The 22,821-nt window shown below is 60.8% G+C and carries 22 protein-coding genes; 11 read left to right on the top strand and 11 right to left on the bottom strand.

All coding sequences use genetic code 11. The annotated features are described in order from the left end of the window. Nucleotides 1-6: 6 nt before the first annotated feature. From tssJ to tssH, 7 genes are all read right to left on the bottom strand, one after another. Nucleotides 7-519 carry a type VI secretion system lipoprotein TssJ gene (gene tssJ, locus ACZCWR_RS30490; RefSeq protein ID WP_487305391.1) on the bottom strand — a complete coding sequence of 171 codons (513 nt, stop codon included), beginning with the start codon at nt 517-519 and terminating at the stop codon, nt 7-9. Between the two features lie 85 nt (nt 520-604). Further along, entirely contained in the window at nt 605-1,087 is a 483-nt protein-coding gene (locus ACZCWR_RS30485) for an Hcp family type VI secretion system effector (RefSeq protein ID WP_487305390.1), read from the bottom strand. A 96-nt stretch (nt 1,088-1,183) separates the two neighbouring features. Continuing rightward, nucleotides 1,184-1,696 (bottom strand): hypothetical protein, encoded by a 513-nt coding sequence (locus ACZCWR_RS30480; protein ID WP_487305389.1) that lies wholly within the window; start codon nt 1,694-1,696, stop codon nt 1,184-1,186. Continuing rightward, nucleotides 1,693-2,055 (bottom strand): tlde1 domain-containing protein, encoded by a 363-nt coding sequence (locus ACZCWR_RS30475; RefSeq protein WP_487305388.1) that lies wholly within the window; start codon nt 2,053-2,055, stop codon nt 1,693-1,695. The genes ACZCWR_RS30480 and ACZCWR_RS30475 overlap by 4 nt, the downstream gene beginning before the upstream one ends. A 31-nt stretch (nt 2,056-2,086) precedes the next feature. Further along, nucleotides 2,087-3,589, bottom strand: coding sequence for a type VI secretion system contractile sheath large subunit (tssC, locus tag ACZCWR_RS30470; protein ID WP_487305387.1), 1,503 nt, complete (start codon nt 3,587-3,589; stop codon nt 2,087-2,089). A gap of 54 nt (nt 3,590-3,643) precedes the next feature. Then, nucleotides 3,644-4,177, bottom strand: coding sequence for a type VI secretion system contractile sheath small subunit (gene tssB, locus ACZCWR_RS30465; protein ID WP_487305386.1), 534 nt, complete (start codon nt 4,175-4,177; stop codon nt 3,644-3,646). Between the two features lie 24 nt (nt 4,178-4,201). After that, nucleotides 4,202-6,886 carry a type VI secretion system ATPase TssH gene (gene tssH / locus ACZCWR_RS30460; RefSeq protein WP_487305385.1) on the bottom strand — a complete coding sequence of 895 codons (2,685 nt, stop codon included), beginning with the start codon at nt 6,884-6,886 and terminating at the stop codon, nt 4,202-4,204. Nucleotides 6,887-7,654: 768 nt separating this feature from the next. Between tssH and ACZCWR_RS30455 the strand changes: the two genes are divergently transcribed. The 3 genes from ACZCWR_RS30455 to ACZCWR_RS30445 are packed head-to-tail and all read left to right on the top strand — an operon-like array spanning nt 7,655 to nt 9,736. After that, nucleotides 7,655-8,056 carry a type VI secretion system baseplate subunit TssE gene (locus ACZCWR_RS30455; RefSeq protein WP_487305384.1) on the top strand — a complete coding sequence of 134 codons (402 nt, stop codon included), beginning with the start codon at nt 7,655-7,657 and terminating at the stop codon, nt 8,054-8,056. Then, nucleotides 7,986-9,332 carry an RHS repeat domain-containing protein gene (locus tag ACZCWR_RS30450; RefSeq protein ID WP_487305383.1) on the top strand — a complete coding sequence of 449 codons (1,347 nt, stop codon included), beginning with the start codon at nt 7,986-7,988 and terminating at the stop codon, nt 9,330-9,332. Before ACZCWR_RS30455 ends, ACZCWR_RS30450 begins: the two co-directional genes overlap by 71 nt. A gap of 2 nt (nt 9,333-9,334) precedes the next feature. Continuing rightward, nucleotides 9,335-9,736 (top strand): Imm8 family immunity protein, encoded by a 402-nt coding sequence (locus ACZCWR_RS30445; RefSeq protein WP_487305382.1) that lies wholly within the window; start codon nt 9,335-9,337, stop codon nt 9,734-9,736. Between the two features lie 37 nt (nt 9,737-9,773). On the opposite strand, the gene ACZCWR_RS30440 is transcribed toward ACZCWR_RS30445, so the two are convergent. Continuing rightward, nucleotides 9,774-9,821 carry a hypothetical protein gene (locus ACZCWR_RS30440; RefSeq protein ID WP_487306192.1) on the bottom strand — a complete coding sequence of 16 codons (48 nt, stop codon included), beginning with the start codon at nt 9,819-9,821 and terminating at the stop codon, nt 9,774-9,776. 168 nt (nt 9,822-9,989) lie between these two features. Here ACZCWR_RS30440 and ACZCWR_RS30435 point away from each other — a divergent pair, with 168 nt between their 5' ends. Continuing rightward, nucleotides 9,990-10,388 (top strand): hypothetical protein, encoded by a 399-nt coding sequence (locus tag ACZCWR_RS30435; RefSeq protein ID WP_488876510.1) that lies wholly within the window; start codon nt 9,990-9,992, stop codon nt 10,386-10,388. A 141-nt stretch (nt 10,389-10,529) separates the two neighbouring features. Here the strand turns inward: ACZCWR_RS30435 and ACZCWR_RS30430 are convergent, their stop codons facing one another. Both ACZCWR_RS30430 and ACZCWR_RS30425 read right to left on the bottom strand, forming a co-directional pair. Next, on the bottom strand, nt 10,530-12,140 hold the full coding sequence (locus ACZCWR_RS30430; protein ID WP_487305380.1) for an acyl-CoA synthetase: 1,611 nt from the start codon (nt 12,138-12,140) through the stop codon (nt 10,530-10,532). Between the two features lie 22 nt (nt 12,141-12,162). Then, nucleotides 12,163-12,870: a GntR family transcriptional regulator gene (locus tag ACZCWR_RS30425; RefSeq protein ID WP_487305379.1), complete on the bottom strand. Its 708-nt coding sequence runs from the start codon at nt 12,868-12,870 to the stop codon at nt 12,163-12,165. A 382-nt stretch (nt 12,871-13,252) separates the two neighbouring features. On the opposite strand from ACZCWR_RS30425, the gene ACZCWR_RS30420 reads away from it, so the two are divergent. The 4 genes from ACZCWR_RS30420 (at nt 13,253) to ACZCWR_RS30405 (ending at nt 18,231) form a co-directional block, all read left to right on the top strand. Then, nucleotides 13,253-14,620, top strand: a complete 1,368-nt coding sequence (locus tag ACZCWR_RS30420; protein WP_487305378.1) for an NAD(P)H-dependent oxidoreductase — start codon at nt 13,253-13,255, stop codon at nt 14,618-14,620. A gap of 57 nt (nt 14,621-14,677) precedes the next feature. Beyond that, nucleotides 14,678-15,979: an MFS transporter gene (locus ACZCWR_RS30415; protein ID WP_487305377.1), complete on the top strand. Its 1,302-nt coding sequence runs from the start codon at nt 14,678-14,680 to the stop codon at nt 15,977-15,979. Continuing rightward, nucleotides 15,976-16,905 (top strand): amidohydrolase family protein, encoded by a 930-nt coding sequence (locus ACZCWR_RS30410; RefSeq protein WP_487305376.1) that lies wholly within the window; start codon nt 15,976-15,978, stop codon nt 16,903-16,905. The genes ACZCWR_RS30415 and ACZCWR_RS30410 overlap by 4 nt, the downstream gene beginning before the upstream one ends. Nucleotides 16,906-17,055: 150 nt before the next feature. After that, entirely contained in the window at nt 17,056-18,231 is a 1,176-nt protein-coding gene (locus ACZCWR_RS30405; protein WP_487305375.1) for a porin, read from the top strand. A 12-nt stretch (nt 18,232-18,243) separates the two neighbouring features. Here ACZCWR_RS30405 and ACZCWR_RS30400 read toward each other — a convergent pair whose 3' ends face one another. Further along, the gene (locus ACZCWR_RS30400) at nt 18,244-18,918 is read right to left on the bottom strand and encodes an HAD family hydrolase (RefSeq protein WP_487305374.1); all 675 of its coding nucleotides are present in this window, start codon (nt 18,916-18,918) and stop codon (nt 18,244-18,246) included. A 185-nt stretch (nt 18,919-19,103) separates the two neighbouring features. Here ACZCWR_RS30400 and ACZCWR_RS30395 point away from each other — a divergent pair, with 185 nt between their 5' ends. From ACZCWR_RS30395 to ACZCWR_RS30385, 3 genes are all read left to right on the top strand, one after another. Then, on the top strand, nt 19,104-20,222 hold the full coding sequence (locus ACZCWR_RS30395) for a 3-deoxy-7-phosphoheptulonate synthase (protein ID WP_487306191.1): 1,119 nt from the start codon (nt 19,104-19,106) through the stop codon (nt 20,220-20,222). Between the two features lie 107 nt (nt 20,223-20,329). Beyond that, nucleotides 20,330-22,126 (top strand): GGDEF domain-containing protein, encoded by a 1,797-nt coding sequence (locus tag ACZCWR_RS30390; protein ID WP_487305373.1) that lies wholly within the window; start codon nt 20,330-20,332, stop codon nt 22,124-22,126. Between the two features lie 80 nt (nt 22,127-22,206). Then, a complete protein-coding gene (locus tag ACZCWR_RS30385; RefSeq protein WP_487305372.1) occupies nt 22,207-22,812 on the top strand; it encodes an OB-fold-containig protein in 606 nt (201 codons plus the stop codon). The last annotated feature ends 9 nt before the right edge of the window (nt 22,813-22,821 follow it).

Here is a 22,821-nt window from a genome sequence, read left to right as displayed (position 1 = left end):
TGATCTTTAATTGTTCTGTGCATCGGCATCGCGGATATGGATCGAATCCGAACCCACATCGAGGACGAGTTTGAGTTTGGGCGCGCGGCGATACCACGCGGCCGGAGTGGTCACCGGCAGCGGCCTACTATCGCGCCAGACGGAATTGGGCAGATCGCGATAAGCGGCGATCACGCCGAGCGATGTGCTTGCCTCATTGATATTGCGAGTCAGTGTTTTGCTGTCGCCGGGACGCAGCAAGAATTGATCGCGGATGACGAGATCGTCGGCGAGGAGCGTCTTATCTTTGTCCTGCAGCGAGTAGAAGTCGGCCTGATTGAAGGCGTCGGCGTTTTTCAGTTCGTACACGCGCACGAGAATGGGCGCGGGGCGTTTCTGGTCGTCCGGATTCACGCTCGATGACGCGTTGATCGATAGCGTGAGCCTGAGCGGTTCGTTCGGCGCAGGCGTGCCACTGCTCGAACATGCCGAGAGCATCATCGAAACGAGAACGAAGAAGGTGATAAACGAAAGGCGCATGGAGTCGGAACAGTCGCCGGACCCGGAGACGTGCGCACCGGGTCCGGCTATTCAAGGCAATGGCGATGAACCGCAAGAAAACGACTTACGCTTCCTTGTTGCCCTTGATGTCGAACGCCGCGGTGACCGCGCCGCCGCTGCCGCCCTGTGCGTTTTGCACGATGTACTCTTGCTTGACCTTCGCGAACGACAGCCGAACCTGTTCGCTGATGCCGTTATCGGTATTGCTGCCGGAAGGCTGCACCTTGGTGACGATCACGTCGCTCATGGTGATCTTCAGGTATTCGAGCGGGTTGCCGCCGGCCTTGCGCACCGTGAGCACCGCCGAGTCGATATGCTTGCCGGTCAGGCAATACTTCATCAGGTTCGGGCTCGCGCGATCCATCAGGTGATCGAACGAGAGATCGTCGACGCTGGCCTTGCCCGCGCCGCCGCCGCTCCCGGCGTGCATCGTCGAATCTTGCGAGACGCGCCAGCCCCAACTGGAGACTTCGATCTCGCCCTTGTGCGCTGCGTCCTGCGATTCGCCATCGATGCCATTGATCTTGATGAAGATGTCTTGTGCCATCTTTAAAGCTCCTTTCGTTAAAAGTACTTCAGGCCTTGCAGCCTTTCTTTTCGCCGGGGACTTTTATCTCCGGCTTTTTCATCGCCTCAGCACGCCTTATCGTCGGGCTTCGAACTCCGTCTTCGCCCGGTGCAGGCTCGTGAGACAGGACGAACGGTGAGGGATGTCCCCGGTTTGCGCGACCCGCTCGACCGCCGGAATGGTCTGTTCGAGATAGGCTTTTATTTCGCTCGAGTCCGGCTCGATGAAGGGCACGCCGCATACCGCCGACGCGCCGAGCACCGGTCCGTCATCCAGGACGCGCAGAACCGCTGCGGGATTCTTGGGCAGCGCCGTGGCGAGTGCCGCCGTGAGGCCGGTCGAGTCGCCCGCATCCGTTCCTTTCGACAGCGGTCCGGCGAGATTCACCCAACCGGTTTCGCCGGTCGCGATCCGTTCGAGCACGGCATCGAACTGGCCTCGGCGATCGAGCGACATGACCGTCGGGCGCGCTCCGTTCAATTGGATGTCCCGGATGATCTGCTCGGCCCCGGGCAAGCGCGGCGCACCGATGCACGCGGAAGTCATGAACGCGAGCGCCATCGATACGAGAGGAAGGGTTCTTTTCATTGAACGACGAGCCTTCTGTCCGTGCCTTGCTGGATTTGCTCCCGCACCGTTCGCGACAGGATGATGCAGCCGTGCGAGGCCGTGTGAGACAGGTTGTCGCCGTGAATCATGAAGGCGCTGCGGCCGAAGGTATGCGTGTCCGCTTCCGGCGCGAGATCCATCGATACGGCGCCGGTCCTCGTCGAATGCCGTGCCTGGCCGATCCGATAGCTTCCTCGCGGAATGGGGCCAACGTTTTGTACCGCTTCCATGGCGGGATTGTTGCGGCCTTCTCCTGCGCCGGAATAGCCGTTGTTGACGACGACTTGGCCTTGCGGGTTCGTGAGCGTTCCGGTGGTCCGGTCATAAGTCCAGGGCATTATTCTTTTTTCCTCGTTCGATGAATCAATCTCAGGCTGTTTCCTTCACCGAAGGCAGGCGCGCGACAAGGCGCAGCGACACCGTCAGACCTTCGAGCTGGAAGTGCGGACGCAGGAAGAACTTCGCGGCGTAATAGCCCGGATTGCCCTCGATCTCTTCGACGACGACTTCGGCTGCGGCGAGCGGCCGGCTTGCCTTGGTGTCCTGCGATGAGTTGGCCGGGTCCGCATCGACGTAATTCATGATCCAGCCGTTCAACCACTGCTGCATTTCTTCGCGCTCGCGGAAGCTGCCGATCTTGTCGCGCACGATGCACTTCAGGTAGTGCGCGAAACGCGAGCAGGCGAACAGATACGGCAGACGCGCCGAGAGGTTCGCGTTGGCGGTGGCATCCGCGTCGTAGTATTCGGCGGGCCGCTGCAGGGACTGCGCGCCGATGAACGTGGCGTGATCCGTGTTCTTGCGATGAATCAGCGGAATGAAGCCGTTCTTCGACAGTTCCGCTTCACGGCGATCCGAAATCGCGATTTCGGTCGGGCATTTCATGTCGATGCCGCCGTCATCGGTCGGGAAGGTGTGACAGGGCAGGTTCTCCACCGTGCCGCCCGATTCCACGCCGCGAATCAGCGAGCACCAGCCGTAATGTTTGAACGAGCGGTTGATGTTCACGCCCATCGCATAGGCGGCGTTCGCCCACGCGAAGTTGCGATGATCGGCGCCGTCGGTCTCTTCCTCGAAATCGAATTCATCGACCGGATTGGTGGTCGCGCCATAGGGCAGGCGGGAGAGGAAGCGCGGCATCGCCAGGCCGATATAACGCGCATCTTCCGTGCTGCGCAGCGAGTTCCACGGCGCGTATTCGAGGTTCTGCGCGAAGATCTTGGTGAGGTCGCGCGGATTGGCGAGTTCTTGCCACGACTCCATCTGCAGCACGGAGGGCGACGCGCCGGAGATAAAGGGCGTGTGCGCGGCGGCGGCCACCTTGGCGATCGAGCCGAGCAGATCGACATCGGGCGGGGTGTGGTCGAAGTAGTAGTCGGCCACCAGACAGCCATAGGGCTCGCCACCCAACTGGCCATATTCCTCTTCATAAATCTGCTTGAACAGCGGACTCTGGTCCCACGCGACGCCCTTATAGCGCTTCATCGTGCGGCGCAGGTCGTCCTTCGACACATCCATGAAACGAATCTTGAGCCGCTCGTCCGTCTCCGTGTTCGACACCAGATGATGCAGCCCGCGCCACGCCGATTCGAGCTTCTGGAAATCCGCATGATGCAGAATCAGATTGATCTGTTCGGAGAGCTTGTGATCGATCTGCGCGATGATCGCTTCGATGCTCTTGTACGCATCGTCACTGACGACGATCGACTGATGCAGCGCCTGTTCCGCAAGCGTCTGGACCGCAAGCTCGACGGACTCGCGCGCATGATCGGTCTTCGGGCGAAACTCCTGTTCGAGCAATTGCGTGAAATCGCTGTGAAACGCGTGCGTTTCGGCCTTAGTGGCGCTTGCCTGTGCCTGATTGGCTGCCATGGATATCCCTCGTGTTCGGTTCGATTAAGCCTCGTGGTGCCGCAATGCGCGCGCTCAGTTCAGCGTGGGCTGGTCGTCGGCGCTCTCGCTCGCGGGCTTGGGCGCGGCGGCAAGCGACTTGAGCAGGGCCGGGTCGGCAAGGAGTTTGTTGACGAGCGCTTCCGCCCCGGACTTGCCATCCATGTAGGTCTGCAGATTCGCGAGTTGCGTGCGCGCGTGCAGCAATTGACTGAGCGAATCGACCTTCTTCGCGACTGCTGCGGGCGAAAAGTCTTCGATGCTTTCGAAGGTCATATCGACCATCAACTGGCCGTTGCCGGTGAGCGTGTTCGGCACGGAGAACGCGACACGCGGCGCGACGGCCTTCATGCGTTCGTCGAAATTGTCGATGTCGATATCGAGAAAGCGCCGATCCGCCACGGGAGGAAGCGGTTCCACGGGTTTGCCGGCGAGATCGGCGAGCACGCCCATGACAAAGGGCAGTTCGACTTTCTTCTCGGAACCGTAGACTTCGACGTCGTATTCGATCTGTACGCGCGGCGCGCGGTTGCGCGCGATGAACTTCTGCGAGCTGTTGCTTTGGGCCATGTGTGTCTCCTTAGGCGAGAATGGTTAAAGGGCGGCGTGTGTTTCTTTCGGTTTGAGCACGATGGCGCTCGACGGGGCGGCCCGTGCATCCCCGATGCCGATCTCGATGCTTGCAATCGAACGCTTCTCAGTGAACGCATCGAGCCAAAGCGCGGACAGGCGCGGCAGGATGTACTGTTCGATGAAACCGATCAGCACGCGTGCGCCGGTTTCCTGCACGAGACAGCGCCCGATGATGTAGTCGACGAGGCTCTCGCCGAAGGTCAGCGCGATGCCGTGTGCATCGGCCATGCGGCGCACGACGCGGTTCAGATGCAGGCGCACGATGCTGGCAAGCGAATCGCGGCCGAGCGGACGGTATGGAACCGTGGTCATGCGCCCGAGAAACGCCGCCGGGAAGGTCTTGAGCAATTCGGGTGCGAGCGTGTCGCGAAGGGCGTCCTGATCGGGCGCGAGTGCCGCGTTGGCGCACAGGGTCGCTGTGAGTTCGGCGGCCGCGTTCGTGGTCAGCAGGATCGTCGTGTTGCGGAAGTCGATGTAACGGCCGTCGCCGTCTTCCATGTAGCCCTTGTCGAAGACCTGAAAGAAGACTTCGTGTACATCGCGATGCGCTTTCTCGATTTCATCGAGCAGTACCACTGAATACGGCCGACGCCGAACGGCTTCGGTCAGCACGCCCCCTTCGCCATGACCGACATAACCCGGTGGCGCACCCTTGAGCCCGGAGACGGTATGCGCTTCCTGGTACTCGCTCATGTTGATGGTGATGAGGTTTTGCTCACCGCCATAGAGCGCCTCGGCAAGCGCGAGCGCGGTCTCCGTCTTGCCGATGCCGGAAGGTCCGGCGAGCAGGAACACACCGAGCGGCTTTTTCGGATCGGACAGGCCCGCGCGTGCGGTCTGCACGCGCTCACCGATTTGCTGTAGCGCGTCCGCCTGTCCGATCACGCGCGCCGCGAGCACGGACGGCAAGGTCCGCACGGCGGCAATCTCGTCGGTCACCATGCGACCGACCGGAATGCCCGTCCAGTCCGAGACGATTTCCGCCACGATGGCTTCATCGACTTCGGGGAAGACGAGAGGCGTTTCGCCTTGCAAGGCGCGCAGGCTCTGTTCAAGTTCGCGCAAAGCAGCGGGAGACGATGCGCCCGCCTCGCTGCTTTCCTCGACCACAACCGGCATGAGCGCGGCCTTTCGTGCACTGGCGAGTGTTTGCGCCGCACCGACCTGTGCTTTCCAATGTGCTTCGAGCGCGGTTTGCTCGGTGAGCAACGTGTCGATGAGCGCGCGTGTCGCACGCAATCCATCGCCCGAAGCGAGACCGATGCGCGCTTCCTGTTCAAGCAGATCACGTTCTACATAGGCGGCCTGAAGTCGTTGCCTCACGTTCTGCAATTCACGCGGCGCTGCTTGCTGGGACAACGCCACGCGCGCGCACGCGGTGTCGAGCAGACTGATCGCCTTGTCCGGCAACTGCCGAGAGGGAATATAGCGATGCGACAGCGCGACGGCCGCGCGAATGGCTTCGTCACGCACGATCACGCCGTGATGTCGCGCGAACGTCTGCGCCAGTCCGCGCACCATGTCGATGGCGGCTGCCTCCTGCGGTTCGGCCACTTGCAGCACCTGAAAGCGTCGCGTGAGCGCCGGATCTTTTTCGATGTGCCGCTTGTACTCCGACCAGGTGGTCGCGCCGATCACGCGCACGGCGCCCCGTGCGAGTGCGGGCTTGAGCAGGTTTGCGGCATCACCCGTACCCGCCTGACCGCCTGCGCCGACGAGCGTGTGAATTTCATCGACGAACAAAATCACGGGAACCGCAGACTTCTTCGCCGCTTCGAGCACGCCCTTCAGCCGCGATTCGAACTCGCCCTTCATGCTTGCACCGGCCAACAGCGCACCGACATCGAGCGAGAGCAGACGGACCTCTGCAAGCACATCGGGAACATCGCCACTCGCAATCGCCAACGCAAGTCCTTCGACCACGGCCGTCTTGCCGACGCCGGCTTCTCCGGTTAGCAGCGGATTGTTCTGCCGGCGGCGCAGCAGCACATCGATGAGCGTGCGAATCTCTTCGTTGCGGCCGGTGACCATATCGATCTCGCCCGCCCGCGCGAACGCGGTGAGGTCCGTGCAGTATTGTTCGAGCACGTTCTGCGTGGACGCGGACATAGCGTGCGATGCCTCGCCGGGAAGGGCGGGCTGAAACTCGCTGCCATCGTAGGCGGCATCGTCGGCTTCGGGCGAACCGGCGATCCACGCGGGCAAGCTTTCGTTCATGCCTTCGATTGGAATGCGGCCAAACGCGGGCGACATGGCAAGCAGAACACGGCGTAGTTCCGGTGTGCAAACCAAAGCGGCGATGAGCCATCCGCTGCGAACACGGTTATCGTCAAAAGAAAGCGTGGACAATACCCATGCGCGCTCGATCGCGCTTTCCAGGTGATGCGAGAAATCGCTGATCGAACTCGCGCCGGTCGGCAAGGTGCGCAGAGCGCGCGCAAGATCCTGTTCCAGCGTTTCCCGCTCAATACCGGCATGGCGAATCACGCGATGCAGATCGCTATCCGCCAGTTGAAGCAGTTGATGAATCCAGTGAATCAGTTCGACATAGGGATTACCGCGTAACTTACAGAATGTCGTTGCCGATTCGATGCTGCGGAAAAGCGTCGTACCGAGTTTGCCAAAGAGCGCCTGACGAGAAATCATCGATTTGTCTCGGAGCAAGTAATTGGTGTCTTGTCAGCTCAATAAAGTGAGTTGAGCCAGTCATTGTGTATGCACAGCCTCGTGTAACCAGACTTCCAATGCAACCTCGGACGCCGCTTGCCGCTTTTAAGAGGTGGCAGGCCTTGGAGGCTGATTACCAATTGCTCGCTGATGATTCGCGAAATAATCACCCTCGTCAATGCTTGCTAATTTTGTGGCTTGAGCACGAGATTAATTGCCTAATGGCTTTTATTTGAATGTGGAAGTTACCGAAATTCTATGCGATTGTTTTATATTGAGTTTTTATCGCAATAATTATTTACGCGCGCTATCTCTAAAATAATCTAAATACACGCCTGCACGAAAAATCCTAATTCTTAACCAATATCGCAGTTTGGATCGCTCAAAAATTTACATTCTATTGAGGCCCGGAAAAATCATTGCTTTGAAGCCGTTATTTAAAACTGGACATGCGTCGTTTCGGTATGCGTTAATTAGGTTGTAGAGGCCAATGTATATCTCAATAATTAATCGCGTTTCTTTTAGCCGGGCAGCGATTGGCCGAATTTGTGCGTCCAGATTAGTCGCGAGCGTGTCAATGCAATTCATTTCGTTATTCAGGCAGATCAAAGCATCGAAGCTTGCCCGGCGTATCGAGCCAGAGGTGAAAGAGGCTCGGACGGGAATGGCTTCGCCAGTTGGTTGGAATCGTGATTCGGGTGACCATGAGCCGACCTTCGATGCGCTCACGTCCTCACCCGCTCGCAGTTGCGCGACATCATCCAGCGCGATCTGGCTTATCTCTTGAACACGACCAATCTCGGCGATGAGATCGATGCGCGGCGCTATCCGCGGGTGGCGGCGTCAACCGTGAACTACGGCGTGCCGCCGCTGGCCGGTGCCTTCATGGCTACGCGCAATTGGGAGCACATCGAACAGGTGGTCAAGGACGCCATCCTCGCTTTCGAGCCGCGCCTGATTCCCGCTGCGTTGCGGGTGGTTCCACGCAGCGACGGCGATCGCAAAGGCAAGCACAACCAGGTGGCTTTCGAGATCCACGGCATGATCCGCATGAACCCGTATCCGCTTCAGCGAAGAAGTGAATCAGGTCTTCGAGTACGACCGGGCGGGCCGGCTCGCACGGCAGCGTGTCAAGGCACGGCAGCATGAGACGCAAGTTGCCTACGACTACGATCCGAGCGGCAACTTGGTGGCCCGGCGCGACAGCCGGCTGGGTGAGGACCGGTATCGATACGATCCGCTGGGACGCATCATCGCGCACACGAATCCGGCGGGGCACTTGCAGCACTTTGCGTACGATGCGCAGGGCGACCGCTTCAGGGTCGTGCGTGAGGACAGGCAGGGCCGGCATCTGGATCATGCGGAAGGCGGCCGCTGGCGACTCGATGCGGCGGGTCAGTTGGTGGAACGCTACGATGCCAGCCTTGGCGTGCAGCATTTCGAGTGGGATGCGTTTGGGCGGCTCGTGAACTTCGAGAGCACGACCAATGCGTGGTGGACGTATCGATATGATGCGTTGGGACGACGTATCGGCAAGGAGTTGATGGGTCAGCGGTGCGGCGACACGGTCGTCGAACACAGAGGCGCGCGCACGCGGTTTCTGTGGGACGGTGATGTGATGGTGGGCGAGCATCGCGAAGAGCGGATGTCGAGCGACCGGGCGAACGTTGCGCGTGGTCGTTACTATGTTTATCATCAGGACAGCTTCGAACCGCTGGCGATGCAGGCTTGGGGCGCGGATGCGGGTGATGAGCTGTATAGCTACGAGAACGAGCCGAATGGTGCGCCGGTGCGGTTGCGGGATGCCGAAGGCAGCGTTGTTTGGGAAGCGCATTACAACGTTACTGGGAAGGTTGATTATTTAGAGGCGAAGCGCGTTGAGCAGCCGATTCGTCTCCAAGGTCAGTATTATGATGTTGAGTCGAAGCTGCATTACAACCGGTTCAGATACTTCGATCCCAACACCGGATCTTTTATCTCTCCGGACCCGATCGGTCTCGCTGGTGGCCTCAATCCGTTTCAGTTCGCACCCAACATTTTTGGGTGGACGGATCCCCTTGGTTTGCGATGCAAAACAAAGCGTCAACGAGCAAGACTTAAAAAAATTCGCGGGCTCTCAAACAAGCCGGGAAATTCACAAATCACAGGTCGTGTTACCCGATCTGAGGCGCGAGAATTGGCTGAAGAATTTGTCGGCCCTGGTTTCAGTGAAACCGCGACAGACAAAGGCGTTTGGGTTTTAAAATCTGAGGATGGATTGCGGAAGGTTCGCGGCCCCAGCTTCAAACCCACCGATCAGGGAAGAAATGTTCACCCTGTATCAAAGCAACCCTTTTCGGCGACCGGCAAGCAGATGAACTTCGAGACCCGGCAGATTCCAAGTGGCGCACCTATGTCAAATGTTCACCTTGATGTGGGAGAGTGATTATGCCAATCAAACTTGAAATCCGAGGTCTTTTGTCGTGGGATGTTGATGACTTAACTACTTGGTGTCCGTTGTCCTCCTCGGACGTCTACATTCTGGTCGAGATCGAAATTGGCGAGGCGGGTGTGTCAGGCGAGCATATTTTTCAGTTAATCTTGGCGACGCCTGAAGGTTTGCGGAAGCACCATGTTGGAGATGCGCTTAAAAGTTTCCAAATGATGCAACGTAGAGGCTCAGAAAGTGGCAGGGAGGCTCTAGTCGTTATTGATAGATATGATTTGGGCGAAATGCGTACCAAATTGCAAATAATGGTTGCTGACTGCGAGAAGGAGTCGTGGGATAGGTCGCTTGACTGTCTGCGCCGGAAATTCTTCTGGGAGTACGAGGGAATTAAATATAAGTAAGTCAACCGAAAGGGCTATGCGCTAGCCCGTTGGGGCTTCAAACGCAGGTAATCACAAGCCGCCCCTGTTCCACGTTGACCCTCACACGCTGTCCCGGCGCGAAGCCAGCCTATTCAAGCCATCGCCCGGCGAGTCGAATCCGCGGGACATAGGGCGAAGACTTGGGCGCAGGTCGTCGCTAGAAGATTCCGCAATACTGCTTGTGCCAGTTGGAGTTCTGCTCGCGGTAGGACGAACGATCATCACCCGTTCCTTGATCGTTCTGCAATACAACGACGAGCAACTGCCGGTGGCGCGCATCGACGGGCTGGGCGGGGTATCGAGCTATCAGTACGATCCGCAGGGCCGCACCATCGCGCACATCGATGCGGCGGGCAATACCACGCGCTGGGAATACGACGCTTTCGGCAACGTGCTTGCGCAGACGCTTGCGGACCGCAGCGCCATCGCCACCGCGTACGATGCCGATCATCGGCCCGTGGCAATCACTGACCCGGAGGGCGGTGTTTGGAAGCAGACATGGGATGCGCGAGGCAATCTGCTGGAACGCGCCGGACCGGGCGAATATCCTATGTATTACCGATGGGATTGGAAGGATCGTTTGTTGTTGGCCCGACCAAAGAATATGCATACAACCGTCGCGGCTAATTGACCAAGGCACGCAATACCGACGCATCGATCGAGCGCCTTTACGATGCCGACGGCCGCGATTTCAGGAAGCCAAAGTCGCGCAGCCAGATACCAACAGCTTATACGCACCAACAAACAAACCACGGCACGAACGCATCCGCCGCTACTTCTCTCCAAACTCCGCCCGCAGGCTTTTACGAATAACCTTCCCCGTCGCCGTCATCGGCAATTCAGCAACAAACCGCACCTCACGCGGATACTCATGCGCCGCAAGCCTCGTCCGCACATGCTCCTGCAACTCACGCACGAGCGCATCGCCGGGTTCATAGCCTTCGTTAAGCACAACAACAGCACACACGATCTCCGTCCGCTGCTTATCCGGCAAACCAATCGCCGCTGCAATCCGCACCGCCGGATGCCGGATCAGACAATCCTCGATCGGCCCCGGACCGATGCGATAGCCCGCGCTGGTAATCACATCGTCATCGCGGCCGATGAAACGGAAGAACCCGTCTTCATCGAGCACGCCGAGATCGCCCGTCAGCAGATAGTCGCCGCGAAACTTGGCGTCGGTAGCGTCTTCGTCGCGCCAGTAGCCGAGGAACATGACCGGATCGGGCTGTGCAATCGCGATATGCCCGTGCGTGCCGAAAGCCTGCGGCATGCCAGCATCATCGACGATAGCCACACGATGCCCCGGCACCGCGCGCCCGATACACCCATTGCGCGGCTCGAACCATTTCGCGCACGATGACAGCACCATGTTGCATTCGGTCTGCCCATAGAACTCGTTGATGGTCACGCCCAGCGCCGCGCGTCCCCACGACAACAGTTCCTCGCCTAAGGATTCACCACCGCTCGCAACAGAACGCAGCGCAAGCGTGCGCGCCTTGCGCGAGGCAGTAGCACGCATCATCTTCAACGCAGTCGGCGGCAAAAACGTATGACTGACCCGATGCCGTTCGAGCAGATCGAACGCGGCATCGCCATCGAACTTGTCGAAGCGGCGCGCGAGCACCGGCACGCCGTGATGCCACGAAGGCAGCAGCACATCGAGCAGGCCGCCGATCCACGCCCAATCGGCAGGCGTCCAAATCAACGTGGCATCGAGCGGGAAGCATTGCTGCGACATCTCCACGCCGGGCAAGTGTCCGAGCAACACGCGATGCCCGTGCAGCGCGCCTTTGGGTTTGCCCGTCGTGCCCGACGTATAGATGATGACGGCCGGATCGTCGGCGGCGGTGTCGATAAGCGCATCGGCGTCGGAGGCGGCATCGAGCGCGGGCCAGAAGGAGGCGTTATCGCCATCGGTCGAGAAAACGTGATGCAAGTCGGGCAGACGCTCACGGATGGACGCGATTTTCGCGGCGCCTTCCGCATCTGTCACGACCGCCGATGCGCCCGAATGCGCGAGCCGGAATTCGATGGCATCGATGCCGAACAACGCGAACAGCGGCACCGCGATGCATCCCATGCGATACGCCGCGAGATGCGCGATGGCCGCCTCGACCGATTGCCGCACGAACACCGCGACGCGATCGCCGCGCTGCACGCCGCTCGATTTCAACGCGTTGGCAAAGCGGTTCGAGAGGCGTTGCAAGTCATCGAACGAATAGCGCGTCTGCGTGCCATCGCGCGCTTCCACGATGAGCGCGAGCCGGCCCGTGCCGTCCGCCCATTTGTCGCACACGTCCTGCGCGATGTTGTAGCGCGCCGGAATGCGCCACTCGAATTGCGCTTCGACGGCTTCGTAGGTGTCTGCGTTCGGCAGCATTTTTTAGCGAAGTGAGATCAGATTAAACCGTGGTCAGCGTGCTTTGCGGCCGCTCCGCCGAAAGTTGTTCCCACGTGCTATGAACATGGCGGCGCAGAAAATCCCCAAGCCGCGCGCCATCACGCGCACTGAGCAAATCGATGATGACCTCATGCTCGTCGATGGCCTTGTGCCACGTTTCCGACGTCACGCTGCCCTGAAATCGATAACGATAAAGCTGCTGGTTGAGCCGTTCATGCACCTGCACCAGCGTCGCATTCTTCGAAGCCGCGATGATGCTCGCGTGAATCGCCTGATTGATCCGAAAGTAATTCATGCGGTCGCGCCGCTCATAAGCCGCATGCATCTCGTGATGCAGCGCGCGGATTTCGGCGATCTCGCTATCGGTCGCTTGCTTGCAGGCCTGTTCGCCGCCGAATGCTTCGATCACGCCGAGCACGTCAAGCTTCTCGCCGATGGCCGCCGCCGACAAATCCGCCACCACCGCGCCGCGCTTGGGCAGCACGACGACCAGACCATCGCCCGCCAGTTCCTTGAGCGCCTCACGCAGCGGCGTGCGCGATACATCGAGCCGTTCGGCAAGCAGCCGTTCGCGCAGCCGTTCGCCGGGCTTCAGTTCGTCGGTGGCGATCATCGTGCGCATGCGCTGGGCGATCTGCATCGAGAGCAGCGCTTCGTCCTCGTCGCTCTCGCTCGCGGACGCCTCCAACCCCTCTTCCGAATCCTTCATTTTTATGTTTCGTCCTCTGATGGCGCTCGTTCCGGCGCGTCGGTATTCCACTTTACCAGCGAACGCGTAATGCTCCATCCGCGCTGCATCAATGTTCGATGCCGCGCTTGACGGCTTCATCGGTTCGTCTTAAATTTCGGTATACCAAAATTGAAAGCAATGGCTGAAAGTCGCGGCAAACCGATAAAGATTTTGCGGAGACTGACGTGGATTTTGTCCTCGACGTCCGGTCAATCCCTTGAAGGAATTGATTGTTCTTCTAGGTAAGCGCCAGAAATAGCAGCGAACAACAAGCGTCCGAAAACGCGATGATTTTGGTATACCAATCGAATCCCAACTATCGAGAGACACGCTTCACGCGGCCTTCACACTCGACTTCACCATGAACTATCAACACCTCTTCAAGGCGCTCGACACCCGCACGATCCGCATGGCGCTCGTCGGTCCGAAGGGCGGGTTCGGCCGTTCGCTGCTCGTGCAATGCCGCGCGTTGCCGGGCATCGAAATCGCCGCGTTGTGCGATATCAATATCGACGGCACGCTCACCGCGCTCGCCTCGCTCGGCTTCGCGGATGATGCCGCGCGCGTCTGCAATAACGCCGCCGATGTCCGCGCCGCGCGTGCACACGGACGTATCGCGCTGGTTCCCGACTATTGGCTGCTGGAAAACGTGGAACTGGATATCGTCGTGGAAGCGACGGGTCATCCCGAAGTCAGCGTGCAGATCGCGGAAAACGCATTGAAGCGCGGCGTTCACGTAGCGATGGCGACCAAGGAAACGGATTCCGTCGTGGGTCCGTACCTCAACCGGCTCGCGCTGGAACATGGCGTCACGTACACCACGCCCGACGGCGATCAGCCGAGCAATCTGATCGGTCTGGTCACGTGGGCGCGCGTGCTCGGCTTCGAAGTGATCGCGGCAGGCAAGTCCAGCGAATACGATTTCATCTACGATCCGAACGCGCATACCGTCGATTATCTCGATGCACATCACACCGCTTCGCTCGATGACTGCTGGACGCTCGGCGACGATATCGAAGCCACGCTCGCCGCCCGCAGCAAGGCGCTTTCGATGCTGCCGCAAAGCGCGACGCCCGATTACTGCGAGATGAACGTCGTCGCCAATTCGACGGGCTTCGTTCCCGCAACGGATGCGCTCAACTATCCGCTCGCGCGCCTCACGGAACTCGCGGATATTTTCGTGCCGAAGGAAGACGGCGGCATTCTCACGCGCACCGGCGTGGTCGATGTCTTCAACTGCCTGCGTCGTCCGGATGACCTGAGCTTCGGCGGCGGCGTGTTCGTCATCGTGCGCTGCAAGGACGATGAGACATGGCAAATGCTCAGGCAGAAGGGCCATGTCGTCGGCAGGAACGGGCGTTATGCGTGCATCTACTTGCCTTATCACCTGATGGGCCTGGAAACGCCGATGAGCCTGTTCTCCGCCGTGCTGCTCAATCAGCCGACCGGCAGCGCGAATCAGTTGCCGCACGCCCGCATGGTCGCGCGTGCGCAGCGTGATTTCGCGGCAGGCGAAACGCTTGCAATGGGCGGTCATCATCACACCATCGAAGGCACGGAACCGCTGCTGATGGAAAGCGCAAAGGCCGCGCAAGCCGCGCCGTTCTATCTCGCGGCCAACAAGCGTCTCGTCAAGAACGTGAAGCACGGCGAACTCATTCCGCTCGATGCGCTCGATCTCGAAGGCTCGGCGCTGCACGCCGCGTGGCTGCGCAATCCATCGCTCTGAATATCAACCTATCAGCCAAGCGCCGGCAAAAGGCGTATCAATAAAACAGGAGGAGACATGCAATCCGATTTGTCCGCCGTTCCGTCGCGCGCCTCGCTGCGTTCGCTCGCATCCACCACGCGCTGGCGCATGGTGTCGCTGCTGTTCGTGCTCTACACGATCAACTGCATCGACCGGATGTCGCTGTCCATCGCGATGCCCACCATCGTGCATGAATTCCATCTCGCGGCCACGCTGCAAGGGCTGATTCTCTCGGCCTTCTTCTGGACCTACAGCACGTTTCAGATTCCCGCCGGATGGGCCGCCGACAAGTTCGGCGCGCGCCGCATGATCGGTATTTCGGCGGTGCTGTGGGGCGGCTTTCAGTGCGTCGCGGGCTTCGCGGTCAACGGGCTGACGCTGCTGTTGTCGCGCATCGGTCTGGGCGTGTTCGAAGCGCCGTACATGCCGGCCGCCGCCAAGCTCACGGCCGCGTGGCTGCCGCCCGCCGAACGCGGACGCGGCGTGACGCTGATCGACAGCGGCGCGCCGCTCGGCTCGGCGCTGGGCGGGCTTGCCATCAGTGCGCTGATCGCGTTGTCGGGGTCGTGGCGCGCGGCGTTTCTGATCGTGGGCGTGGTGACCATCGTGTTCGGGCTGGTGGTGTATCGCATGTTGCGGGAGACGCCGGAGCATCATCCCAACATTGCGGAGGAGGAAGCGCGGTTCATCCGCGAACAGAAACTCGCGGCGGGCGAAGTGGGTGGCGCGCAGACCGCGCCGCTGCCGCGCTCGACGCTTGCCGCGATGGTGATCGGCCGCATTGGCTGGGCGATGGTGTTCTTCGGGCTCGTCACGTGGGGGCCGAACTATCTGTCGATCGGGCGCGGGCTGGATATCCGCAGCATGGGTTTCGCCACGTTCCTGATCTTTCTGGCGGGCGCCATCGGCGAGATTCTGTCGGGCGTGACGGCCGACTGGCTGCAACGGCGGTTCGCGCGCAAGATCGCGTTCAAGATTCTGTTCGGCGTGTCGGGCGGCATGTCGTTGTTGTGTCTGCTGGCGTTGCCGTATGTGTCGGATATCCGGCTCGCGGTGGCGGTGCTGTCGCTCGGCGTGTTCTTCCATCTGTGGGGCGGCCTGTACTGGCTTATTCCGGCGATGCTCGCACCGCGCGAGCAAGTGGGCCTCGTCGGCGGCGTGATGAATTTCGCGGGCACGGGCGGCGCGATCGTCGTGCCGATTGCCGTGGGCGTGATCGTCGATGCGACGGGCGGTTTCAATGCCGTCATTCTGTTCTTCGCGGCGGCGGCGTTTGCTTATCTCGTCGGCTCGTTGCTGATCGACTTCGGCCACGGTGCAAAAGGAGCGCGTGCATGAGTTCGCTGTACGACGGTCCCGTCATCGATGCGCATCACCACTTCTGGGACCTCGAAGACAATCTCTATCCGTGGCTCGAACCGGGCGTGCTCGTGCCGCATCGTTATGGGGATTACTCGTCGATCAAGCACACGTATCTGCCATCCGATTATTTGCGCGATGCGGCAGGTCAGGGCATCGTCGGAAGCGTGTATGTAGAGGCGGAATGGGACCCGCGCGATCCGCTCGGCGAGACGCGCTATGTCTCGCAACTCGCGCGCGAAACGGGACGGCCGAATGCGATCGTCGCGCAGGCATGGCTCGATCGCGATGACGCCAACGAAGTGCTCGCCGCGCAAGCCGCCGTCACGCGTGTGCGCAGCGTGCGTCACAAACCCGGCGCGCCGGATGCACGCGGCCTGACGCTCATGTCCGACGAACGCTGGCGCGCGGGTTACGCCTTGCTTGCGCGAAACGGGCTGCATTTCGATCTCCAGGCATCGTGGCGGCAGTTGCCGGAAGCCGCTCGTCTCGCCCGCGATTTTCCGCAGACGTGGCTGATCGTGAATCATGCGGGCGTTCCGGGCGATCGCTCCGAGGAAACGCTGCGCGGCTGGCGCGAAGCCATGTCGGAACTTGCAAAACTGCCGAACGTTTTTGTCAAGGTGTCCGGATTGTGCGAGCCGGGCAAACCGTGGAGCGTGAAAGCCAACCAGCCCGTGATCGATGCGCTTCACGCATTGTTCGGAGCTGAACGTCTCATGTTCGGCAGCAATTTTCCGGTGGACAAGATGTTCGTTTCACTCGACGGCCTGTTGGCAGGCTTTCGTGAACTGGTGCGTGCATGGCCGGGCGCGGATCAACAGGCCTTCTTCCATGACACGGCCGTGCGCGTCTACCGTCCGGAAGGGGTGGAGCGAGCGGCGCACGCGAGTTTGCGTGGCTAATTAGCGTCAACCTTGCGCCTGAGGAATTTTTTTGTCGTAGCATCGATCTGCCTGAGAGAGCGAAGCGGTCGTCGTACCTTGCACACAGCTTGCAAGGCACACGGCCTGCTCCGACGCGAAGCAGAAAGCAGTACGAGGGAGCTTTCGACAATGAAAAAAAACTTGCTGGCGCTGACCTTGCCCGCCGTGCTCACCGGCTTCGCTGCATCCGCGCATGCGCAGAGCAGCGTGACGCTGTACGGGCTGATCGACACGGGCGTGACCTATACGAACAATCAGGGCGGCCATAGCAATTGGCAACTGCTCTCCAGCAACACGCAGAACACGGTGTTCGGCCTCAAGGGCACCGAAGATCTCGGCGCGGGTCTCAAGGCCAACTTCAAGCTTGAACAAGGCTTCAATCTGAACAACGGCACCGAGGCTTTTGCGGGCGATGGTTTCGGCTCGCAAGCGTGGGTCGGCCTGCAACACGAGTCGTTCGGTTCGCTCACCTTCGGGCGTCAATACGATGCCTTCAACGACACGCTCGGCCCGCTCTCGGCCGAATTCAATACTTGGGGCGGCAGTATCGCCGCGCATCCGTTCGAGAACGACAACCTCGCGGCGGATTCCGTGGTCGTCAACAATTCCGTCAAGTATGTTTCGCCGACGTTCTACGGGCTGACGGCAGAAGGCATGTATTCGTTCAGCAATCGCGCGGGCGGTTTCGGCGATAACCGTTCGTATAGTTTCGGTGCATCGTATGCGCAGGGGCCGTTCACGGTCGCGGGCGGCTATCTTCAGTTCAACAACGCGGGCGGCGGGCTCGCGGGCACGAATCCGGCGGGCGCGGTATCGCTTGGCGATGGCAGCGCGAACTTCGCCGCGCAACGGCAGCGCATCTGGGGCGCGGGGGCATCGGCGGTATTCGGGCCTGCGACGGTCGGCCTGGTCTGGAGTCACACGCAGATCGACAACATGGCGAGCGTGTTGTCCATCGGATCAGGCAGTTACTTGCCGCTGGATGGCACCGTCAGGCTGGATAACTACGAAGCCAATGTGAAGTACGCGCTCACGCCCGCATGGAGCGTGTCGGCGGCGTACACCTTCACGGACGGCGCGTATGGAAGCAATACGTCGATTGCGTATCCGTCGTGGAACACGGTCATGCTGCAGACCGACTACAGCCTGTCGAAGCGCACGGACTTCTATCTCGAAGGCATCTACCAACATGTGCGCGGCGCGCCGCCGGGCAGCGCGCTCGGTCAGGCGATGATCAACACGCTCTCGCCATCGTCGACGGGCACGCAGACGTCCGTCACGGTCGGCGTGCGCCACGCGTTCTGACGCATCGCAAGTTCAAGGCCGCGCCGCCACCTCGTCGAGATGCAGCAGCAGATCGGCGGGGTCTTCATACACGCGCAGCGCGCCCGAACGTTCGAGTTCATCGCTGCCATATCCGCCCGACAGCAAACCGACGCCCAGCGACCGGCAACGACGCGCGGCCAGCATGTCCCAGATGCTGTCGCCCACGACCACGGTATTTTCGATCGGCACATTCAGCTTCGCGGCGGCGGCGAGGAACAGATCGGGATCAGGCTTCGCGTACTTCACCATGTCGCGCGTCACGACCACTTGCTTCGCCGGATCCACGCCCAGCGCTTCCAGATTCACCGCCGCCGTCTCCATGCGTCCGCTCGTGGCGATGGCCCAGCGCGTGCCCGCTTCCGTCAGCGCGGCGAGCAGTTCGCGCGCACCCGGCAGCGGACACACTTGCGCGCGCAGCCGCATATAAGCCTCCGCATGCAGATGACGCAGCCGCTCCACGACTTCCGGGCTGATCTTCCCATGCGTCTCGCGCAATAGCTGATTGGTGAACAGCCCGCCGCTCATGCCGATCTTGCGATGAATCCGCCACACCGACAATTCGATGCCTTCCGCATCGAGCGCTTCCTTCCACGCCAGCACATGCTGATAGACGCTATCGACGAGCGTGCCGTCGAGGTCGAACAAAAACGATGTTTCGATGCGCATGGCCGTGCTCCCTTTTAAAGAATGAAGTATTCGCAATCATGATACCCGGCACGTTTCATGGACGATTTGCGGCTTTTGCGTGCGCGAAGTGCGATAATCGAGGTTTGCGCTGCTTGCTCTGCGCACGCGGTTTTTCCGCACCGAACGCATTGCTTTTGCAACGATAACGCATGACGGAGCTTATTTTGAGCCGCATCGACAATCCCTCCCGCGACCGGGAAGCGGGCGTCGCCGACGCCACGCAGGACACCACTCGCATCGACGACACGCGCATCGGCGCGGTGCGTCCGCTGATTTCGCCCGCGCTGTTGCTCGACGAACTGCCGGTCACCACCGGCGTTCAGGCGTTGGTGGAAGACAGCCGCAAGGCGATCGCCGATATTCTGCACAGCCGCGATGACCGGCTCGTGGTGGTAGTCGGACCGTGCTCCATCCACGATCACGATCAGGCGATGGAATACGCGCGGCATCTGAAGACGGTCGCCGAACGGCTGCGCGCCGACCTGTTCATCGTCATGCGCGTGTATTTCGAAAAGCCGCGCACCACGGTCGGCTGGAAAGGCTATATCAACGATCCGCGTCTGGACGGCAGTTTCCGTATCAACGAAGGCCTGCGCCGCGCGCGTGAACTTCTGCTCGATATCAGCGAACTGGGTTTGCCTACCGCCACCGAGTTTCTCGATTTGCTGAGCCCGCAGTACATCGCCGATCTGATCGCGTGGGGCGCCATCGGCGCGCGCACGACGGAAAGCCAGAGTCACCGGCAACTTGCGTCGGGATTGAGTTGTCCCATCGGCTTCAAGAACGGCACCGATGGCGGCGTGCAGGTCGCGGCGGATGCCATCGTCGCGGCGGGCGCGAGTCACGCCTTCATGGGCATGACGAAGATGGGCATGGCGGCGATCTTCGAAACGCGCGGCAACGACGATTGCCACATCATCCTGCGCGGCGGCAAGAAAGGGCCGAACTACGACGCGCAAAGCGTGGCGGAAAGCTGCGCGGCGCTGGCGGCGCTCGGCCAGCGCGAACAGGTCATGATCGACTGCTCGCATGCGAACTCCAACAAGTCGCATCTGCGTCAGGTGAACGTGGCGGAAGATATCGCGCAGCAGTTGTCGGGCGGCGAGAAACGCATTACCGGCGTGATGATCGAAAGCCATCTCGAAGAAGGGCGTCAGGATCTGAAGCCGGGCGTGCCGCTCAAGCATGGCGTGTCCGTGACCGATGCCTGCCTCGGCTGGACCCAAACCGAGCCGGTGCTCGAACTGCTCGCGAAGGCCGTGCGTCAACGCCGCGCGGGATAAAAATCGAGCGACGCACCGGCCCGGTGCGCCGCTTCACGAAAGATTCATTCAACTCGGGTACAAGCGGACCGTTACCTCTGACGATAATTCGCTAAAAGCCCAGGGCCATGTCTCTAAGCCTCGTGTCCGATCACCATCCGCGCAGCATCGCGCAACTCATCGCGGATGACGCGCTGAAGCCCGTATTTCAGCCCATCGTGCGTTTCGCGGATGGCGAGATCATCGGTTACGAAGGACTCATTCGCGGGCCGGCCGGGACTGTGCAGGAATCGCCCGCCGCGCTGTTCGAGCAGGCGGCGCACGAACACTGCGGCATCGAACTGGAACATGCGGCGGCGCGCGCGTGCATTGCGTCGTTCGCGCGTCTCGGCTGTGCGGGATTGCTGTTCGTGAATTTCAGCGCGGCGGCCATCGAAGCGGCGGCGGATGCGCGTCAAAGCCCCGGCGACATGGCGCGCGATTGCGGCTTCGACGCGGCGCGGCTGGTGGTCGAACTGACCGAACAAAGCGTGATTACCGATGCCGAGCGTTTCGGCGCGAGCGTGCGTGCGTTGCGGGCATCCGGGCCGCAATTCGCGCTCGACGATTACGGCAGCGCGAATTCATCGATGAATCTGTGGGTGCGGCTGGCTCCGCATTACGTGAAGATCGACCGCTTTTTCGTGTCCGACATTGCGCGCGATGCGCTCAAGTTCGAAGCCGTCAAAGCGATGGTTTCCTTCGGCAAGGCGAGCGGCGCGCTGCTGATCGCGGAGGGTATCGAGAGCGAGGCGGATCTGGAAATCGCGCGCGATTTGGGCATTGCGTGCGCGCAAGGTTATTTGCTCGGACGTCCCGCCGCCACGCCGCCCACGCGCCTGCCGGATGCCGTCAGCCGCGCGCTGCGCTCCGTGCAGATCGCCGTATATCCCGCGCACACGCGCACCGGCGCGACCGCCGACATGAACGCCGTCATGCTCGACCGCATGCTGGTGGAAGCGCCTACTTTGAGCATCCGTTCACGCAACGACGACGTGGTGCGTCTGTTCAATCAAATGCCGTCGCTGCACGCCGTCGCCATTCTCGACGATGATCGGCCCGTCGCGCTCATCGGCCGGCGCTCGTTTCTGGATCAATACGCGCTGCCGTATCACCGTGAGGTCTTCGGCAAGCGGCCTTGCATGCAGTTCGCCAATACCGCGCCGCTGATCGTGGAACGCGGCTCGACGCTCGAACAGATCGCACGGCTATTCGCCAACGACGATCAGCCTTATCTGTCCGATGGCTTCATCGTCACCGAGAACGGGCGTTATGCGGGACTCGCGACCGGCGCGAGCATGGTGCGCGCCGTGACCGAAGTGCGCGTGGAAGCGGCGCGCTATGCAAACCCGCTGACCTTCTTGCCCGGCAACGTGCCGCTCAACTCGCACATCGACCGGTTGATCGCGAATGGCGCGGGCTTCGTGGCGGCGTACTTCGATCTCGATCACTTCAAGCCGTTCAACGACCGTCACGGTTACTGGCAGGGCGACGAAGTGCTGAAGACGGCGGCCAGCACGCTGGCATCCGCCTGCGAGCCGACGCGCGATTTTCTGGGGCATATCGGCGGCGACGATTTCCTGCTGCTGTTCCAGAGCGATGACTGGCGCGAGCGCGCGTCGCGTGCCATGACCTTGTTCAACGATATCGTGAAGCGGTTCTACTCGCCTGAAGAACGCCTGGCAGGCGGCATTCCCGGCGAAGACCGGCTGGCCCGTCCGACCTTCTTCGGCTTCGTGCGTCTGTCGGTGGGCGCGGTGCAGGTCGGGCCGGGCGTCGCGCGTGGCAGCGCGCATGTGAGCGCAGCGGCGGCGCTGGCCAAGCGTCGCGCCAAAGAGGAACGGGAAGGGTTTGCCGTGCTCGAACTGAATCGTTTGGATGTCTGAATAAATAAAACAGTTTTTCGAGATGCCCGGGTGATGCAGAATATCGTCGCTTTCACGGACCTGACTATTCGGCGCACCCCTTGTTCCTTCCTTTGCTGCTTCCCGAGTACGCCCCCTTCGTCGTCGCCTTCACGGCGATGCTCGCGCTTGGCGTGCTCGAACTCGTCGCGCTGCTGATCGGTTTCAGTCTGACCGGGCACTTCGCCTTCGATCACGCCGAGAGCGGTTTCGCAGCGTCATGCCTTTCATGGCTGCATGTGGGACGCGTGCCTTTGCTCGTGATTCTCACGCTCTTTTTGCTTGGCTTTTCGCTTGCGGGTGTGTCGCTGCAATGTGCGGCTCATGCGCTTGCCGGTAAAGCGGTGCATCTCGGGCTGGCCATTCCCGTGGCGATGCTTGCTGCGCTGTTCTTCACGCGCCACGCGAGCGCTGTCATCGCGCGATTCGTTCCCGCCATCCAATCGAGTGCGCTCACGGAGAACGAATTCATCGGCGCAGTCGCGGAGATGGTGGGCGCGGATGCGTCGAAGGACACGCCAGGACAGGCGCGCTTCGTCGATCGCTTCGGCCAGCCGCATTATCTGCGCGTCGAACCGATGCGCGAAGGCGAGCGCCTGAGCGCGGGCATGCGCATCGTCATTGTCGAACGTGCCTCGGATTCCTTGTTTCGCGCGGTCGCGCTTTAAGTTGGCAGA

This window comes from Caballeronia sp. A2-2, assembly GCF_057612605.2.
Note: the sequence above shows the minus strand (reverse complement) of the source record. Positions and strands in the feature narration are given on the sequence as shown.

Coding starts and splice junctions, on each gene's coding strand:
- tssJ (WP_487305391.1), bottom strand. CDS start 519: ATGCGCCTTTCGTTTATCACCTTCTTCGTTCTCGTTTCGATGATGCTC.
- ACZCWR_RS30485 (WP_487305390.1), bottom strand. CDS start 1,087: ATGGCACAAGACATCTTCATCAAGATCAATGGCATCGATGGCGAATCG.
- ACZCWR_RS30480 (WP_487305389.1), bottom strand. CDS start 1,696: ATGAAAAGAACCCTTCCTCTCGTATCGATGGCGCTCGCGTTCATGACT.
- ACZCWR_RS30475 (WP_487305388.1), bottom strand. CDS start 2,055: ATGCCCTGGACTTATGACCGGACCACCGGAACGCTCACGAACCCGCAA.
- tssC (WP_487305387.1), bottom strand. CDS start 3,589: ATGGCAGCCAATCAGGCACAGGCAAGCGCCACTAAGGCCGAAACGCAC.
- tssB (WP_487305386.1), bottom strand. CDS start 4,177: ATGGCCCAAAGCAACAGCTCGCAGAAGTTCATCGCGCGCAACCGCGCG.
- tssH (WP_487305385.1), bottom strand. CDS start 6,886: ATGATTTCTCGTCAGGCGCTCTTTGGCAAACTCGGTACGACGCTTTTC.
- ACZCWR_RS30445 (WP_487305382.1), top strand. CDS start 9,335: ATGCCAATCAAACTTGAAATCCGAGGTCTTTTGTCGTGGGATGTTGAT.
- ACZCWR_RS30430 (WP_487305380.1), bottom strand. CDS start 12,140: ATGCTGCCGAACGCAGACACCTACGAAGCCGTCGAAGCGCAATTCGAG.
- ACZCWR_RS30425 (WP_487305379.1), bottom strand. CDS start 12,870: ATGAAGGATTCGGAAGAGGGGTTGGAGGCGTCCGCGAGCGAGAGCGAC.
- ACZCWR_RS30420 (WP_487305378.1), top strand. CDS start 13,253: ATGAACTATCAACACCTCTTCAAGGCGCTCGACACCCGCACGATCCGC.
- ACZCWR_RS30415 (WP_487305377.1), top strand. CDS start 14,678: ATGCAATCCGATTTGTCCGCCGTTCCGTCGCGCGCCTCGCTGCGTTCG.
- ACZCWR_RS30410 (WP_487305376.1), top strand. CDS start 15,976: ATGAGTTCGCTGTACGACGGTCCCGTCATCGATGCGCATCACCACTTC.
- ACZCWR_RS30405 (WP_487305375.1), top strand. CDS start 17,056: ATGAAAAAAAACTTGCTGGCGCTGACCTTGCCCGCCGTGCTCACCGGC.
- ACZCWR_RS30400 (WP_487305374.1), bottom strand. CDS start 18,918: ATGCGCATCGAAACATCGTTTTTGTTCGACCTCGACGGCACGCTCGTC.
- ACZCWR_RS30390 (WP_487305373.1), top strand. CDS start 20,330: ATGTCTCTAAGCCTCGTGTCCGATCACCATCCGCGCAGCATCGCGCAA.